The following is a 17,216-nucleotide window of genomic DNA, read 5'->3' as shown; positions in this document are numbered from 1 at the left end:
ACCACTCTGGTCGCACAACACATGGCCGCCCCAAAATGGGGCTCGGCTTTGTGGCGCAAATGCTATAAAGTGTGCCATGCGAATTGCCCCGACGTTTAATAATTATTAGGGGGACAAATGAAACGGACAATTCCCACGGTGCTAACTCACCTTGGACTGCTGAGCCTGTTGCTCTTGCCGCTGTGTGCGTCGGCGAGCACGGAGGGCTTTCGGGAGCGCTATAGTTCAGACGTCGACGGACAAACCTGGATGCTCCACATCGATTCGGGGCGTAGTTTCCCGTCGATGATCAGCGCCAAGCTGCAGATGGGCGATGCGCTAAACCGCTATATCCTGCTGGGCAGCGTAAACGGCACGGTCATTACCGGCAGCTATAAACCGCTGCGCGCCAGCGCGATGGCAGAAGAAAAACCCTTCAGCCTAACCCGCATCGGCCAGGACAGTGTGGCACTCACACTGGACGGCGAGCGCTATACCCTGTCGGCCAATGACCAGCTGGCCGCCGTGGACGACGCGCTTATTGGTACCTGGAGCAGTGACACGAAGCTCGGCGGCAGCATCGACAACCCCTATATGGGGGAGCAGTGGAGCATTCACTTTCGCGCCGACGGCACCGCCTGTGAGGCGACGAGAATGATAGATAGCCGACGCGCCTCCAGCTACCAAGACCCTTGCAGCCATGCCGACAGTCACCGCTGGAAGGCGGAAAATGGCAAGATTCTATTTGCCGATGACCGCGGCGAATGGCGAGAGCAGTTTACCTACCGCATTATGAGTGGACGCATGGTAGTGAGCTACCCTGGCGGTCAACGCCGCGTAACGTCACCGGTCGAACCAACTCGAATCAGCGCGCAGTAGTGGTGGGCCGACAACTTAATCGCTGAGTAAAGCCCACAATTCCTCACCACTGTAGTCTCGGCGCCCCCCCTGCTCTGCTTTTCTTACCAAGTCGAGTACCCGGCTATTGGCCGACGCCTGCGTGCCCTGCTGCGCCGCCAGCCTCACAACCTCACCGTTGAGCCAATCAATTTCTGTGCGCCGCCCGCGCTCCAAATCTTCCCACATCGACGAGCGAGCCAGCGGGTCCATCGCCAGCATCGGCTGGGCAATTTTGGTAAACATCCAATCGGGGGTATCCAAAACGCGTGGCAGCCAGCGCGGCGGCACCGCCGTCAGGCGTTGCAGAGGAATATCTGCCTGGCGAATTGCGGCCAGCGCCTCGCGCTGCAAGCGCGCCAAACAGCGCCGGTAATGCCGCTGAGACAACTCTTCTTTTAGTGGCAAGCCCGACAGCGCATTAATCGGGTTATTGAGGTTCAGCAACAGCTTTGACCACTGCACCGAGCGCATATCGCTATGCCACTCAAAGGGGGTGGCACTGGCGGCAAACAGCGTATCGATATGGCCAATACGCGCGCTGCGCTCAACCATAATTGCGCCATCGGTTCCCGCGTGAAAGACTCCCTGCCCGCGCTGCAGCACATTAAACGCGATCATGCCGGGCAATACGCAGCACTGGGGCAGAGCAGCTGACAAGCGCGGCGCATTATCGATGCCATTTTGCAGGCTAATCACCACCGTATCGGCGCCCACGTGGGGTGCCAGCTGCGCGGCCACGGTATCGGTATCCGCCGACTTCACCGTCACAATCAAACAGTCCAATCCCGCCATCGCCGCCACATCGGTATGCACATGCAAGCTCTGTGGGGGGCAGTGATGATGCTGGCCTCTGAAGTCGCTAATCGTTAATCCGTGCTCCTTCAGCTCATCCACCATGCGCGGGCGCGCTAACAGGTGAACCTCTGCGCCGCCCATCTGCAGCGCACCACCGACGTAACAACCGATACTGCCCGCTCCAACAATCCCGACTGTAACTGTCACAACCTCTCCCTTCGCGCCTGCATTATCCACAGTATTCATTGAGTAAAGCCCGTATTGGCACTCAACCAGGCTCTCGCCAGACTATAGCCTAGAATGACCCAATGTCATCTGTTTGTAACTGTCATTGCTTCCTGGCATTGGGTACACTGATCCGCTGAAAAAAACGCCCGTGCCATTTTGTCTTTACTTTCGTTTAACGGTGACCGCATGCCTGAAGAAATCTCCCAGACACAGCAGAACGATAGCAAACCGCCCCTGCTCTGGCTGCAAACCATTTTATTCAGCGTGACATTCCTGATCGCTGCGATCGGCGTGCCCTGGTACGGCCTGACTCACGGCTTCACGGCAGCGGGCTGGATCGGCTTTGTATTGGTATTGGGCGCGAACGGCATGTCTATTACCGCTGGCTATCACCGTCTGTGGGCGCACAACGCTTACAAAGCCCACTGGAGCCTGAAGCTGTTCTTCGCACTATTTGGCGCTGCCGCCACACAAAACAGCATTCTTATTTGGGCGAGCGGCCACCGCCGCCACCACCGCCATGTTGACGATGTAGAGCACGACCCCTACTCGGCCAAGCGCGGCCTGTGGTTCTCGCATATCGGCTGGATGCTGCGCGACTACCCCGCCAGCGCAGAAGATTTTTCCAATGCCCGCGATTTGCAGCGCGACAAAATTGTCATGTGGCAGCATCGTAACTATCTGGCGCTGGTGATCATTATGAACTTCCTGCCAGCACTGGCGCTGGGCGTTATCACAGGCAATATGCTCGAGCACATCCTGCTGGCCGGCGTACTGCGTTTGGTGGTTAGCCATCACACTACCTTCTTCATCAACTCCCTGGCCCACTACTGGGGCCGACGCCCCTACACCGATGAAAACACCGCCCGCGACAATGACCTGCTGGCGCTCTTTACCTACGGCGAGGGCTACCACAACTACCACCACATTTTTCAAAACGATTACCGCAATGGCATTCGCTGGTGGCAGTACGACCCCACAAAGTGGCTGATCAAGTCGGCGTCGTGGGTGGGCCTGACCTGGGACCTGAGAAAAGTACCCGACTTTAAAATTCAGCGCGCCGTGCTGACTATGCAGTTCAAGCGCACCGAGCAGGCCCTGCTTAACCGCACTGCCGATGCCCCCCACCTGCGCGAATTTCTCGAGCAGGAGTATCAGCAATTCCGCAAGACACTGGCCGATTGGAATACCGTTAGCCAGCAGTGGATGGATGCCAAGCGCGCCTCACTTGCCGCGCAAAAATCAGCGCTGCAGCAAAACCTCACTGAGCACAAGGAACAGCTTCAGCACAATCTGGCGGAGGCCTGGGAGCACGCAACATTGCGCAGCCGATTTAAAGAGTTGGAATACACATTGAAAATGCAGCGCAAGCGCCTGCAAATGCTCAACACACAGATGGCATAATCGCCTCAGTACTGTTGATGTAAAAAAGCGCCTTAGGGCGCTTTTTTTATTCCTGCCCGGAGCCAGATGAGCGCGGCAAGTTAAACGGCTGCGACCAAAGCTGCGCCTGCCCGACGTCAGCATCGCTATGCCGCGCTTGGTATACCAGGCGCAGACTCGGCAGCGGCCTCTGGTGCCAGAGCGGCCGTGCCACTCCGTCATTCCCCAACACGGTCCAGCGCTCAGCCGACAAATCAATGCGAAGCAGAGCCTCTTGTCCAGCCGCAATTGCCTGTCGCGGCGACGCTTCCAAGGCGTCGCAAGGTGAGGGGGCAAACGCTAATGACTGCGGCTGGGGGTCGCTAAACACAATATCAAAAGCACAGTGCTGAGCGTCACTTGAGATATACGCGGTGTCGTCTGCGTAGTTGCGAATACGTACCTCTAGCACTGGCGTATCGCCATTAACCACCGTAACGGCCATGCCCAAGTCGGCCCAGCGATACCCGCGAATCAGTGCTCGGCCGCGGTCGTCGACGGCTAGCTCAATATCAAGACTGCGAGGCACACCCTCCTCGCCGCCTTGCATTAGCTCCATTTCCAGAGCGCGGCCTTGCTGACGATAAAGCTGCCCCAGGCCATAGGCTATACCGAGTCTTTCACCCTGCGGCGACCACGTCAGATGTCCCTTGATGAACAGGCCTGACGACGGCGGCGCGCTATTTACCGATGTTACCGCCACCACGCCGCCCACCGATTCCAAGGCCGTGTAAACACTGTCGCCGCGCTTCAGGCTAGACAAGGGCGCAGGCCCGCGATACAGATGACTGGGTACATTATTCGCGGCGTAATTCAAGCGCAGATAATCGCCGCGCATCGGGTCGCGCGGGTCGACCGGCATGCTGCGAAGAAAGACACCCTTGCCGTTTTGCAAAAGGTTTTCCCAGCCATAGGTCTGCCACGCCAACAGCGCGAATTGCGCGAGAATCGCAATGCCTAACCAACTAGCGCGCATGGCTCACCCCCAACTTCTGACGCTCTTGCTGGCGGGAGAATCGTAGCCCAGCCAAAATAAGCAGGGTGCCGAGCAGTAAGAAGAGCGAAGCCCTGGCGAGCAAGCTGTGAAACAGGTCGTTGAAACGCAGCAGCAGTAATAGCGTTAACAACGCGCCACCTGCCGACAGACTGCCTTTCATCAGGTATTCGCTGCCGCGATAGATAAACAATAGGGCATATGCCAGCAAGGCGATATTGGCCGAGAACTGCACCGCCACCGGCATTGGGTAAACACTATAGCTCGCGCACAGCACCAGCAGCGGCAACGCCAGGCACGCCAACTCAAGCCATTGTGGCCCGCTGCGCGGGCGCAGCGACGAACGGCCAAAGCAAAGCCCCGCAAAGACCACAATCACCAGTAGCATGCTGGCGCTGATCAACTGCGCCGGGGCGAGCCCCAACAGCGCATCGCCGCTGCGATGGCCGACAGAAAAGGCCCAGCTGACGTCTTGAATGCTCAGCAGTAACAGGCAAGCCCACCACAACAACAGGCCTGCCTGATGCAGCGCGGGAACGCTCTCTCGCCATTGAAGTACCGGCGCCAAACGCTCTGCCCATAAGTAGATCGCGGCAATGAATACCGCGTGTAACAGGACGATATCGCTGTCGAAAATCCAACTATTGAACAACAGACTAACGGGTAGCAAAACCAACACCGCACGCAACAACAGTGTAGAGCGCTGCCGCCAAGCCAGCGGCAACAGCCCCAGCAACAGAGCTGCCGTGCCCGGCAGGTGTGGCCGCTCAAAGGCAAACACTTGCATCGCTGTCCAGCCACAAATCAATAGGCAAGCAAGTATTCCGTGCGCCGTAGAGGGCAATACCCAAGCCATTGCCACCGCGGCAGCAGACCACAGCATAAAGCCCTCAGGGTAGTTTACGTCGACGTGGTAAATCTGAGCGATCAGCCACAATGCGCCGCCAAACAGCATGGTGCCCAACAAGTGAAACACCTCTGCCAAACGAGGGTCTTGGCGCCACCACCATGCCAGCAGATGACTGATGGCAAAGCCGCCGGCAACCGCAGACAGTTTGGTATAGCGATGCATGGCCTCCCAGTTATAGGCGAACAGCAAAATAACGCCCAAGCCAAACACCACCGCGCCAATTGCTGCAAAGATCAGCTTACCCCACGCCCGCGGCGCCTGCTGAGGCGCCAGCGGATAGCGAGCGTATAGCTGCGCTGCCTGTTGGTCGTCGATGAGGCCATCGCGCAACCACTGCGCAATTTCAGCACGCAACCAAGGTTTGTGACTGTCCATCCGTTGAAATTCGCTCCCTGCTCACTCACCGCCGCGTGTTAGCGCGTGGCAATCTCTAACTCTTCCAATACCCGCTCGGCAAAGCCATAACCCGCCTCGGCATACAAATTGAAGCTAATGCAGCCCATCGCTTGCAGCTCCCGCTGCTGATCCGGGAAGCGAGAAATCGCCGCAATTTTCCCGGTATAGCCAAGGCTTTGCAGCATTTTCACAACCTGAACATTTTCACTGTGGTTGCTCAAACACACTAAAATTACCTGGCGGCGCGCCAATGCTGATCGCTCCAGAAAGTCGCGATCGCTGGCATCTCCCGCGACACAGCGCAGGCCCTCACCACGCATTTGCTGGGCTTTGTCGGCACTTTCTTCCACACCCACGATCCGCCCCGGATAGTGGCGTCCCAGATAATCGTAGGCGCCGCTGCCGATGCGTCCCATGCCTAGAATCAATATATCGGCGTCGCCCAAGTCAGCCGGACGCTCAGACGGCAACAAGCAGCGGCGCTCATAACGTTGCAACAATTCGCCAAAGCGGCTGTATAGGTCACCGGCGCGACGGTTTAACGACGAGGCAATAAAGAGAGACAGCGCCATCGCCATTGCCAAAATCGTCAACCACTGCGGCTCCAGCATATTCTCCTGTACCGCTAATGCAGCAACAATCAGGCCAAACTCGCTATAGCTACTCAGCGACAGGCCGGCCAACAAGCCCGTGCGGGCTCTAAGCCGAAACAACAACAGCAAGCCGAAATAAAGAAATGGGCGGATCATCACCAGCGCCGCCAGCAGCATCGCGATCAGTGCCATGTCCCAAGACGGTAGCCCGTAATAGCCGATGCTGAGGAAAAACGCCGTGAGGAAAATGTCTTTAAGACTTACCAGGCTCTTATACAGCTCAACACTCTTGTCGCTATTCGCCAGCAGTATGCCAAACAGCAGCGCGCCCAAACCGGCCTTTAAATGCAGCGTCTCAAACAACCACGCCCCTGCCAGTGCCATCGACAAACCGTAGAGCACCAGCAGCTCACCGTGCCCCGCCCAGTTCAACAAACTCAGCAGAGGCCGGCGCAACAGCGGCAATGCCAGCAGCGCAAGCGCCCAAATACTGGGCGGATGGTCGGCAGAAAATAACAGGAACGCCACGGCCATCAGATCCTGAACGATCAGGATGCCCACTGCGATCTGCGCATGCAGGGCCGCGCCCTCACCGCGCTGTTCAAAAATCTTTACTGCAAAGACCGTGCTCGAAAACGACAGCGCGAAAGCAAGAATCCATGCCGTTTGACTCGGCAGTGCTGAATAATGGGGCAGCAAGTAATGCAGGCTGAGCAGCACCACGGTGGTTAACGGAACCACTAGCAGAGCGTGCAAACTGGCGCTCGCCCATATTTGCGGGGCCAATAGTTCGCGTAATTTCAGTTTCAGGCCAATGGTGAACAGCAGCAGCACCACCCCGATATCGGCCATCAGCTTTACGACATCCGGGTCTCCCAGCTCCAATGCCCCGGCGAGAAAGCCCGCAACCAGAAAGCCCAGCAACGGCGGCATATCCATCCGGCGAAAAACCAAACCAGCCAAAAATGCCAGCGCCAGTAGTAGGGGCTCAATCATTCCATCGTTCCATTGTTTACAACTCGGTGGTGCGACCCGTGCGCGGCAGCGATACGTCGCAAGACACTATCATACCGTGGTAAATCACTCCGCTCCTACCGTCCATTCTATGTCGGCTGACGTATACTCAATATGAAAGTGTGGCAATTTCGCCTCACGAGGACGACAGGAAGCGCAATATGTCCGACAAACACCGCCTGCACGATGCCAATTTTCCTTCAGCACGGGAAGAGCTTGATCACAGCGAAACGGACCACCCGCCGGCCTATAAGCTCGCGTTCACCGACCAGGATTTTCTACTCAGTGAAGAGCTGCGCGGCGTGCGCTTTCATCTCGAACTGCAAAAACCGGAAATGATTCTGCGCCAACACGGCATCGAATCCACCATTGCGGTATTTGGCAGTGCGCGCTTCCCTTCACCCGAAGACGCCAAGCAAAACCTTGCCGCCGCCGAAGCCAGTGGCGACCCCGCAGCCATTCGCGCCGCCAAGCGCAACCAACGCAACAGCCGCTATTACGAACAGGCGCAGCGCTTTGCCAAACTGGTGACCGAACATTCGCTGAATTGCCCGAGCGCGGAACAGCTGCATATCGTCACCGGTGGCGGCCCCGGCATTATGGAAGCCAGTAATCGCGGCGCCAGTGACGCTGGCGGTCGATCGCTAGGGCTGAATATCGTCCTTCCCCACGAACAGCATCCCAACGCCTACATCAGCCCCGAGTTTTGTTTCCGCTTCCACTACTTCGGCATACGCAAAATGCACTTTATGATGCGCGCCAAAGCCGTGGTAGTATTCCCCGGCGGCTTCGGCACCCTCGACGAGCTGTTCGAAGCGCTGACGTTAATACAAACCGGCAAGTCCAGAGATGTACCCATTATTCTGGTGGGACACGAGTTTTGGCAGCATGCGATTAACCTGGAGTTTCTCCGCGACGAGGGGGTGATCAGCCCCGACGACGTCAATATGATCAGCGTTGTCGACAACGCCGACCAAGCCTGGCAAACCATTATTGATTTTTACGACCTCAGCCCCGGAAAATGCCCGAGCTGCTAGCGCCTTGCCGGACAGCGACTATGGTATAGTCGCTGTCTGTAGTCTGAAAGTCGCTTGCTGCTCATGTCTGACAACCTCGTTTCCCTCAACAACGTCCGCTTTGCTCACCAACTCGAGCCCATTCTGGATGACTTCAACTGGTGCTGGCCCAAGGGAAAACACCTCGCCATTCTCGGCAGCAATGGCTGTGGCAAAACCACCCTCGCGCAGCTTATTACCGATACGCTGCGCCCCAACCGCGGCCAATGCAGCTACGGCGAGCATATAGGGCCAGGGGATATTGCACATATCTCCTTCGACCAACACCGCCAGCTGATGGAGCACGACCGCCGCTTTGACGATAGTGAAACCCGCGCAGATGCCTTTGATGTTGGCACCCGCGTGCGCGACGCCATTTTGCAGGGCGGGGTTGCCGACGAGAACTTTGATCAGCTGTGCCAACGCCTGCGCATCGAGCACATCCTCGACCGGGGAATACGTTTTATTTCCACCGGCGAGAGCAGAAAAACCTTACTTGCCCGCGCCTTGCTGGCAAAGCCCGCCGCGCTGATTATCGACAACCCGCTAGAAGGGCTGGACGCTCAGGCGCAGGCGGATATTCGCCAGTTACTTGACGAGCTGGTCGCCTCACCGACCCCGGTACTGCTGCTCACCAAAAGTGCCACAGACATTCCCGACGGCATCGACGAGGTGCAGATCATGTCTCAGGGCAGCATTACCGGCCACTGCTCACCCGCTGAGGCGAGACGCAGGTTTGCACCGCGCCAACATTTCAGCCGCGCGCTGCCACTGGCAGAGGTTGCGCCCTGGCCCGAAGATGAAGCGCTTTTCGAGCTGCAACATGTCGATGTGAATTTTCGCGGTACGCCGGTGCTAAGCGACATCAACTGGCGCTTTATGCCCCACCACCACTGCTGGATAAGCGGCCCCAACGGCGCGGGAAAGTCGACCCTGCTCGGGTTGCTCTGCGGTGAAAACGACAAGGCCTATGGCCAGAACATTCGCCTGTTTGGCAAGACCCGCGGCAGCGGCGAAAGCCTGTGGGATATTAAGGCGCAATTTGGCCTGCTCAATACCAGCATGCAATTGAACTCCCTCAAACGGGTAACGGCCAGCGATGTTATCGCTTCCGGCTTCTTCGACTCTGTCGGTCTTTACGACCAGCCCAGCCCCTCGCAGCAGCAATGCTTGCGCGAGTGGCTCGCCGCACTAGAGCTCAGCGACTTTGCAGAGCAGCGCTTTGAACGCCTTTCCTTTGGCCAGCAACGCATGATTCTTTTGGCCCGGGCAATGGTTAAATCGCCCCGCATCTTGATTTTGGACGAACCCTGCATCGGCTTAGACGAAGAACAAAAAGCCCGCCTGCTTGGCGCCGTCGATTACATCGCCGAGCACAGCCAGACTCGCATCTTGTTTGTCAGCCACCGGGAAGAGGAGATTCCGGCCTGCATCAATCAACACTTGATGTTGCAAGCCGCCGAGGTGGGTGGCTACACCGCGGTTATTCGCGAACGCTGAATATCAATCAAAGATACCCTTAAACCAATTCCACATCTTCTCGCCGTCGGGTGCGCAGCCGCCACTTTTCCGTGGCTCACTGCCTTTGATGAACGGCACATAGCGGGCGTTCTCGCACCACGATTGCGTGCGCAGGCCCGACTCGGCATCCACCCATAGGTACTCCATATTGCTACGCTGAGCGAAGGGCATTTGCTCCGTGCTGGCCTCGGCCATAAATTGCCGCCACACACGCAGGGCGCCACTGGCGCCGGTCAGGCCGGTTGACGCATTGTTATCCAGCCCCATCCACACAACCGCCAGATAGTCACCGGCAAATCCGGCAAACCAGCTGTCGCGCGTGTCGTTACTCGTGCCGGTTTTGCCGGCCACGCGGTAGTCTTTGGGAAGAACCCGGTAAACCGACTTACCAGTTCCCTCTCGCACCGTTTCCAGCATGGCGTATTGCAGCAAGTGCACCGGCGCGGCGTCGATCACCTGCTTGGGTTGCTGAGGATAGCGCGCCAGCGGTTTGCCCTTGGCGTCGGATACGGCGTAGATCGTACGCAACGGTGTATAGCGTCCATCGGCGGCAATGGTTTGATACATCGCGGCCACCTCAATCGGAGCCAACTCAGCCGCGCCCAGCAGCATGGACGGCACCTCCAGCAGTGGCCGGTGTACACCCAGGCGCTGAAACATATCCATAACATCACTCAAGCCAAGGTCCAGGCCCAAGTTTGCTGTTGCCAGATTGTAAGAGTGCGACAAGGCCTTGTGTAAGGGCACCATACCGTGCGCTTTGCGACCGTAATTCGACGGTCGCCACAGCGTGCCATCGGCATTGGGAACACTCAGTGGCTCGTCGCGTAACTTGGTTAACAAGGTGTATTTATCAGGTTGGTTTAACGCGGTTAAGTAGACCGCCGGCTTCGCTAGCGAGCCTATCGGTCGCAGTGCATCAAGGGCGCGATTAAACCCGGCATAGCGAGGTTGTCGGCCGCCGATCACTGCCACCACATCACCACTATCAACAGCGGTCACCACCATCGCGACTTGCAGATCTTTCTTGCGTTCAGCCAATTGCGAGAGCGCCTTGGCGGTCGCCGCTTCAGCGCGGCGCTGCAACAGCGGGTCGAAGGGCGTAAAGATCCGCAGGCCATTTTTCTGTAAATCCTGACGCGCATAGTCACGGCTCAGCTGACGCCGAACCAAGTCGACATAGGCGGGATACACACCGGCCAGCGCTGAACTTTTGGAAAGACTCAGCGGTTCTTTTTTCCACGCCTCGAGTTGCTCGGCGTTCAGCCAACCCTCTTCGGCCAGCTCGGCCAATACGGTGTTACGGCGCGACGTGGCGCGCTGCGGATGACGCCAGGGGTCGTAATAGGAAGGGCCTTTCACCAGCCCTACCAGCATCGAGACCTGGGCGAGATCCAGCTCTTGCAGAGGGCGGTTAAAATAATGCCTGGCCGCGAGGCCAAAACCATGAATCGCGCGATTGCCCTCTTGCCCGAGATAGACCTCATTGATGTAGGCTTCAAGGATGCGGTCCTTGCTGTAGTGCAGCTCGGTGAGCAATGACATCGCCGCTTCTTTGAATTTACGCCACAGGCTTCGCTCATTGGTGAGCAGGGTGTTTTTCACCAGCTGCTGCGTCAGGGTGCTGCCGCCCTGCACTGTGCGCCCGGCTTTAATATTCACAATCAGGGCGCGGGCAATACTGCGCGGCGACAAGCCAAAGTGGGAATAGAAATGCCGGTCTTCCACCTGTAACAGGGTTTCCACCAACATCTCCGGCACCTCGTCCAGAGACAGCATCAGGCGGTCTTCGTGACGCCCGGGATAGACGCCACCGATAACCGTTGGGTCCAGCTGTTCTTCAGCAATACGCTCGCCCAGCGCGTTGCGCACGACGCGTACCGTGGTCGCCGCCATTTCCACGGTGATTTTTTTCGCTTTGCGATGACCATCGGCAAAATCGAAAGGCCGCAGGTAAATCGTAAACATGTCGCCTTGACGCAAATAGCTGCCGGGCTCATTCACCAGGCGCAGCTGGCGGTAACCTAAATTTCGCAGCTCTTCTTCCAGCTCGTAACTGGTAAGCACCGCGCCGGATGCCAACACCAAGGGCCGCGCATATACCTTTGCCGGCTGGTCATAGCGCTGAGGGTCGAAGGCGCCGCGCACCTTGGCGTCGCAATAGGCAAAGAAGACAAGCAGCGGAACCAGTCCGGCGATTGCCAGTTTGACAAACAGCCCTCGCCAGCTGGTGGGGCGAGGTAGCCGAAAGCGGCGCCGATGGTTATTTTTCTTGGGCATGAAAACTCTCGTTGAATTGCAAATCCCACGTGGGCGCGGATAATAGCGCGCACTTTACTGCAAGTTATTGGCAAATAAGATGAAAAAATATCACGTTTACGGCATCGGCGCGGCATTGGTCGACACGGAAATTCAAGTCCAAGACAGTGAACTCACTGAAATGGGCGTTGAAAAAGGCTTGATGACACTGGTCGATGAGGCCCGCCAACAGGAATTGTTGGACAAGCTTGAAGGCCACCTGGTTCACTCTCGCCAGGCCAGCGGTGGCTCGGGCTGCAACTCGGTTGTTGCCGCTGCCTACTTTGGTGCCAAGGGCTACTATTCCTGCAAGGTCGCCGCCGACAGTCACGGCGACTTCTTCCTAAACGATATACGCGACGCCGGCGTTGATTCAGGTTTCGACGCTGAGCGCGATGGCGGTATTACCGGAAAATGCCTGGTATTGATCAGCCCGGATGCCGAGCGCAGCATGAATACCCACTTGGGCATTAGCGCTGAGCTCTCGGTCAAAGAGCTCAACGAAGCCGCCCTTGCCGACTCTGCCTACTACTACATGGAAGGCTATCTGGTTACCTCTGACTCAGGGCGCGCGGCGGCAATTCGCGGCCGTCAGATTGCAGAACAAAACGGCGTTAAAACCGCGCTGAGTTTCTCTGACCCGGGCATGGTGGAGTTTTTCCGCGACGGCCTCAGCGACATGCTCGGCGACGGCGTCGACCTGCTTTTCTGCAACGAAGCCGAGGCCTTGCAGTGGGCCGGTAGCGAATCACTGGATGACGCGGTCAGCGCAATCAAGCAGGTTGCCAAACAATTTGCCATCACCCTGGGTGCCAAGGGTGCATTGGTTTTTGATGGCGAGCAGCTGCACTCCATCGCGCCCTGCAAGGTCAACGCGGTAGATACCAACGGCGCCGGTGATATGTTCGCAGGCGCCTTCCTCTACGCTATCAGCCACGGCCACAGCGCTGAAGCGGCCGGTAAACTTGCCAGTCGCGCCGCAGCGGAGGTGGTGTCTGACTACGGCCCTCGCCTGCCTGGCCCCAAGCATGTTGAGCTGCGCCAAGAAGTACTTGGCCAGTAACAAAAAAGGCGCCTCGCGGCGCCTTTTTTATTGTTTCCCGGCAATCATTTGCCAAGCAGAAAACTCTGCAACTGCGGGTCGGCAAGCATGCTTTCCAGCACATCAACCACCAGGCTGTTCACCAGTTCTTCATTGTGTGGCTCGCTGGGAGCATTGAAAAACTTCTCCTTGCGTTTTACCCGGTAACGCCCCTCGTAACGGCTGTCACTGCGCGTTGCCTCGGCCTTTACCACCGCCAACATATCCATGTCGTGCCCAACCCCTTCCTGCTCTGGGTGGTTGTAAACCAGCGACTCAAACACAATATGCAGGTCGACGGTGTCGGCACTCAGGCTATCGACTTCAAAACCCAGCGCCTTCATTCGCGCCTTTAACACCGGCTGCACAGCCAGCGACAGGCTGTTTTCCAGGGTGATCAACGCCGTCTCCCGGTAGGCACCGCCGCGGCTGCCAAGAACCTTATTGCTGCGTCCATCGCTCACGCGTACATGTACTGGCTGGCCCTGGGCAAGCTGCTGCTCCGGCGCCTGCTCAAAGCTGGGCGCAACGGTAATTTTTTGCGGACTTTGCGCACACGCGGCCAATACCAAAACGGCGAGCACCGTCGATGCGTTTACTACTGCACGAGAAAGAACCATGACTTATCCTTGAGCTAACAGATCGCGTAAATCAATAATGGCGGCGTTGGCGCGAGAAATGTACGACGCCATTACCAAAGAGTGATTCGCCAATAGGCCGAAACCACTGCCATTCAACACCATTGGGCTGAACAACAATTGTTGAGTTCCCTCCAGCTCACGAATAATTTGTCGCAAGCTGACGGTCGCATTTTTATTTTCCAGCACATCGGCAAAGTCTTGTTCGGCCGCTTTCAAAAAATGAATCAGCGCCCATGCACTGCCCCGCGATTCAAAGAACACATTGTCGATCTGCAGCCACGGCGTTTTCACCCGCTGCTCAGAGGCCGACGGCGTAGACTGGCGCGCGCTGGGATCATTTGCCAGGTCGGTGTTAACCCGCGGACGCCCGACGCTGGCGCTGAGTCGCTGTGAGAGGCTGCCCAAGCGCGACTCAACCACGGCAAGCCAGTAACGCAGGTTATCGGCGCGCGCATAGAATTGTGCCTGGGGCTGATCGACATCACTGAGGCGGCTGCGGTAGGCCTTAAGGTAGCGAATGCCCTGGCGGTACTCCGATTCGGAAGCCGGTACCGCCCAACTGTTCGAGGAAAAATTAAAACGCGGCTCCGCCTTCGCAAGATCGGGGTCTTCCTGAGACTGGGACTGCGAACGGCTGTAACTTTCTCGCATGGCTCGACTCAGATCGCGCACTTGCATCAACACGCCGTATTCCCATGCGGGCATATTGTCCATCAGCACGCCCGGGGGAGTAATGTCGTTGCTGAGGAAACCGCCGGGCTTGTCGAGCAATATTTCAGCAACGTCAATCAACGCAGAGGTGGTCGCGGTGCCAACCACCGCGCGACTGCCATTGTCGCGGTCGTATTGCAGGGGCGGATGATCCGGCGTCAGGCTCCAATACATACCGAAACCGGTTACCAAAAGAACATAAACGAGGCCGACAATACCGGCCAAACGCGCGACATTGCGATTGCCAAGCCAGTCCTGCAGCGCCTCCTTGGCAGCAAAATAACCGTCGCTTAAACGCTGTTTTAACATTAGTGCGCTCCTCCATGATGATGGTGATGCCCCGATGCAGGCTCGTTCAGTACGCTGCGCACCGGCGCTTCCACCTGCACGACATCGCCATCAATCAGTAAACTGAAATGTACCCGCTCGCCATGGCGCAGCGGCTGCTTCAAATTAATCAACATTAAATGGTAACCACCGGGCACAAAGTCCAGTGTTTGCCCCGGCGCAATCGCCACACTGTCTTCTTTGCGCATCGCCATCATACCGTTGCGCTGCGAGTTGCTGTGAATTTCCACGCGGCCGGCAACGTCACTGGTTCCGGCCCGTAGCGTCACCGTTTGCGACGACGGATTGGTAACCGAAAAAAACGCCGCGGTGTTTTTTTGCCCCGGTGGCAGGCCGCGCACCACCGGATCGCGCAGCTCAACAGCCGCTGCACTAAGGGGCAAAATTGCGGTGAGTAAAAGCAGCCATTTGCGGGTCATAACGTTCTCCAGGTTTCGCGGTGCAAGACAGCACCCTCGATCTGACTTACCATGGGCGCCGTCGGAGGCTTACGCCGAGAGGCAACGCCGCGTATTGCGCCCTATGATAACGCCACTTTGCAGCGATAGTATTTATGAACCGGTTTTTATTACTGTTTTGTATAGTCAGTGCCAGCTTCTTTAGCTACGCCAGCGACCCCTTCAGCCCCGCCAGCAATACCGACTTTAGTGCGAACGGCTTTGCCCAAGGCGCGCAGTTTTTACCGGTAGAACAAGCCTACAAAGCCAGTGTTAGCAGTGACGGCGGGCTTCGCATCGATTGGCAAATCGCCGAGGGCTACTATCTTTACCGCGAGCGTTTTTCCGTAAGCCTCAGTCGCCAGGGCCAGCCCGTCGATGCCACGGTAGAGTTTTCACCAGGCAAGGTCAAAGACGATCCGTATTTTGGTAAAACCGAAGTCTACTATTACGGCACAACACTGCAGCTGGACGTCGCCGACACCGCCAACCTCCAACTCACGGTGGTCTCTCAGGGCTGCGCTGACGCAGGCCTGTGCTACCCGCCTCGCAGTCAAACCTTCAGCAGCGATGCCCAGGGCGTGTTCACTGAAGTTGATACAGCGGCGTCTACGCCCGCCGCCCTCACTGCACCTACCGAGAACCGCGGCCTGCTGATCACCCTGATCCTTGCCGCTATTGGCGGCGCGATCCTCAACCTGATGCCCTGCGTATTTCCGGTACTCGGATTAAAGGTACTGAGCTTCAGCAATGCTCACCAGGGCAGCCCGGCCAGTCACGGCCTCATCTACAGCGCCGGTGTGGTGCTGAGTTTTTTACTGGTCGCCGCACTATTAATCACACTTCAAAACGCCGGACAAGCAATTGGCTGGGGCTTTCAACTGCAGTCCCCGCTATTTGTTTCGCTGCTCGCCAGCCTCTTTTTTGTGCTGTCACTCAACCTGCTCGGACTCTTTGAATTGGGCGGCAAATGGATGAATGTCGGCGCCGACATCAGCCGCGAACCCGGCTATCGCGGCAGCTTCTTCACCGGCGTGCTCGCCACACTGGTTGCCAGCCCCTGTACCGCGCCCTTTATGGGCAGCGCTATTGGCTACGCCGCCAGCCAACCACCCGGCGTCGCGCTGCTGGTGTTCGCGAGCCTGGGGGCCGGTATGGCAGCGCCAGTATTGCTATTAACCCTCTTTCCGCAATGGCTAAAGCTGCTACCCAAGCCCGGCGACTGGATGTTACATCTGCGCCAGTTCATGGCCTTTCCCTTGCTGGCCACGGCCATTTGGCTGGCGTGGGTAGTAGGCCGTCAGAACGGCGCCGATGCCATGGCAGCCACGCTGATTACCTGGCTACTGCTGGGCTTTGGCATCTGGCTGTGGCCCCTGGGTAAACGCGGGAAAGCGCTGGCAGCCATCACCGCGCTGGCCATCCCACTGCTGCTTCACAGCGGCCTGCAACGCCCAGCGCCCGCAAGCAGCCAAACCGGTTTTGACCGCAGCCAAATCCAAAGTCTGCGTGAATCAGGCCGCAATGTTTTCCTCGATGTTACCGCCGACTGGTGTATCACTTGCGCAGCCAATGAGGCGTTGGTTCTCAATACCGATGACATCCGCGACGCATTCGAGCGCGCCAACGTGAGCTATGTGGTTGCCGACTGGACCCGCTACGACCCTGTGATTACCGAGCTGTTGGCCGATTTCCAGCGCAATGGCATCCCGCTGTACATCTACTACCCCGCCGATCTCAGCCAGCCGCCGAAGGTCTTGCCACAGATTCTCAGCAAAGACACAGTAATGGCCATTTTGCATCCTTAAAGGCGTGTTTTCAGTGTTAGCACTGAAAACACTTACTTCGGGGAAAAACCTGCCATTGTCCGCAATCTTGCGGGAAACTTGCGGC

The 17,216-nt window shown here is 57.5% G+C and carries 14 protein-coding genes; 6 read left to right on the top strand and 8 right to left on the bottom strand.

Annotated elements, in window-relative coordinates; translation table 11 throughout:
• The first annotated feature begins 117 nt into the window (after positions 1-117).
• Positions 118-858, top strand: coding sequence for a hypothetical protein (locus tag AC2Q8J_RS14915; RefSeq protein ID WP_486451667.1), 741 nt, complete (start codon positions 118-120; stop codon positions 856-858).
• Between the two features lie 15 nt (positions 859-873).
• Here AC2Q8J_RS14915 and AC2Q8J_RS14910 read toward each other — a convergent pair whose 3' ends face one another.
• Positions 874-1,881: a 2-dehydropantoate 2-reductase gene (locus tag AC2Q8J_RS14910; RefSeq protein WP_486451666.1), complete on the bottom strand. Its 1,008-nt coding sequence runs from the start codon at positions 1,879-1,881 to the stop codon at positions 874-876.
• A 207-nt stretch (positions 1,882-2,088) separates the two neighbouring features.
• Here AC2Q8J_RS14910 and AC2Q8J_RS14905 point away from each other — a divergent pair, with 207 nt between their 5' ends.
• Positions 2,089-3,306, top strand: a complete 1,218-nt coding sequence (locus AC2Q8J_RS14905) for an acyl-CoA desaturase (protein ID WP_204996708.1) — start codon at positions 2,089-2,091, stop codon at positions 3,304-3,306.
• A gap of 46 nt (positions 3,307-3,352) precedes the next feature.
• On the opposite strand, the gene AC2Q8J_RS14900 is transcribed toward AC2Q8J_RS14905, so the two are convergent.
• The 3 genes from AC2Q8J_RS14900 to AC2Q8J_RS14890 are packed head-to-tail and all read right to left on the bottom strand — an operon-like array spanning position 3,353 to position 7,213.
• A complete protein-coding gene (locus tag AC2Q8J_RS14900; protein WP_486451665.1) occupies positions 3,353-4,300 on the bottom strand; it encodes a GDYXXLXY domain-containing protein in 948 nt (315 codons plus the stop codon).
• Positions 4,290-5,603, bottom strand: coding sequence for a DUF2157 domain-containing protein (locus AC2Q8J_RS14895; protein WP_486451664.1), 1,314 nt, complete (start codon positions 5,601-5,603; stop codon positions 4,290-4,292). Before AC2Q8J_RS14895 ends, AC2Q8J_RS14900 begins: the two co-directional genes overlap by 11 nt.
• 38 nt (positions 5,604-5,641) lie before the next feature.
• Positions 5,642-7,213, bottom strand: coding sequence for a cation:proton antiporter domain-containing protein (locus AC2Q8J_RS14890; protein WP_486451663.1), 1,572 nt, complete (start codon positions 7,211-7,213; stop codon positions 5,642-5,644).
• A 179-nt stretch (positions 7,214-7,392) separates the two neighbouring features.
• Between AC2Q8J_RS14890 and AC2Q8J_RS14885 the strand changes: the two genes are divergently transcribed.
• Positions 7,393-8,268: an LOG family protein gene (locus tag AC2Q8J_RS14885; RefSeq protein ID WP_286696114.1), complete on the top strand. Its 876-nt coding sequence runs from the start codon at positions 7,393-7,395 to the stop codon at positions 8,266-8,268.
• A 63-nt stretch (positions 8,269-8,331) separates the two neighbouring features.
• On the top strand, positions 8,332-9,786 hold the full coding sequence (locus AC2Q8J_RS14880; RefSeq protein WP_486451662.1) for an ATP-binding cassette domain-containing protein: 1,455 nt from the start codon (positions 8,332-8,334) through the stop codon (positions 9,784-9,786).
• 3 nt (positions 9,787-9,789) lie between these two features.
• Here AC2Q8J_RS14880 and mrcB read toward each other — a convergent pair whose 3' ends face one another.
• Entirely contained in the window at positions 9,790-12,087 is a 2,298-nt protein-coding gene (mrcB, locus tag AC2Q8J_RS14875) for a penicillin-binding protein 1B (RefSeq protein ID WP_486451661.1), read from the bottom strand.
• A gap of 79 nt (positions 12,088-12,166) precedes the next feature.
• On the opposite strand from mrcB, the gene AC2Q8J_RS14870 reads away from it, so the two are divergent.
• On the top strand, positions 12,167-13,168 hold the full coding sequence (locus AC2Q8J_RS14870) for an adenosine kinase (protein ID WP_486451660.1): 1,002 nt from the start codon (positions 12,167-12,169) through the stop codon (positions 13,166-13,168).
• Between the two features lie 44 nt (positions 13,169-13,212).
• On the opposite strand, the gene AC2Q8J_RS14865 is transcribed toward AC2Q8J_RS14870, so the two are convergent.
• From AC2Q8J_RS14865 to AC2Q8J_RS14855, 3 genes are read right to left on the bottom strand one after another with little or no spacing between them, the layout of a single operon-like run.
• Positions 13,213-13,806: a YajG family lipoprotein gene (locus tag AC2Q8J_RS14865; protein WP_204996700.1), complete on the bottom strand. Its 594-nt coding sequence runs from the start codon at positions 13,804-13,806 to the stop codon at positions 13,213-13,215.
• A gap of 3 nt (positions 13,807-13,809) precedes the next feature.
• Positions 13,810-14,847, bottom strand: coding sequence for a DUF2333 family protein (locus tag AC2Q8J_RS14860; protein ID WP_204996699.1), 1,038 nt, complete (start codon positions 14,845-14,847; stop codon positions 13,810-13,812).
• On the bottom strand, positions 14,847-15,305 hold the full coding sequence (locus tag AC2Q8J_RS14855; RefSeq protein ID WP_486451659.1) for a copper chaperone PCu(A)C: 459 nt from the start codon (positions 15,303-15,305) through the stop codon (positions 14,847-14,849). Before AC2Q8J_RS14855 ends, AC2Q8J_RS14860 begins: the two co-directional genes overlap by 1 nt.
• Before the next feature lie 134 nt (positions 15,306-15,439).
• Here AC2Q8J_RS14855 and AC2Q8J_RS14850 point away from each other — a divergent pair, with 134 nt between their 5' ends.
• Complete coding sequence (locus AC2Q8J_RS14850) at positions 15,440-17,131, top strand: protein-disulfide reductase DsbD family protein (RefSeq protein WP_486451658.1); 1,692 nt, start codon at positions 15,440-15,442, stop codon at positions 17,129-17,131.
• Positions 17,132-17,216 lie beyond the last annotated feature (85 nt).

This window comes from Spongiibacter sp. C9W (assembly GCF_057370015.1).
The sequence above is the reverse complement of the archived record's forward strand: the minus strand, read 5'-3'. Positions and strand labels throughout refer to the sequence as shown.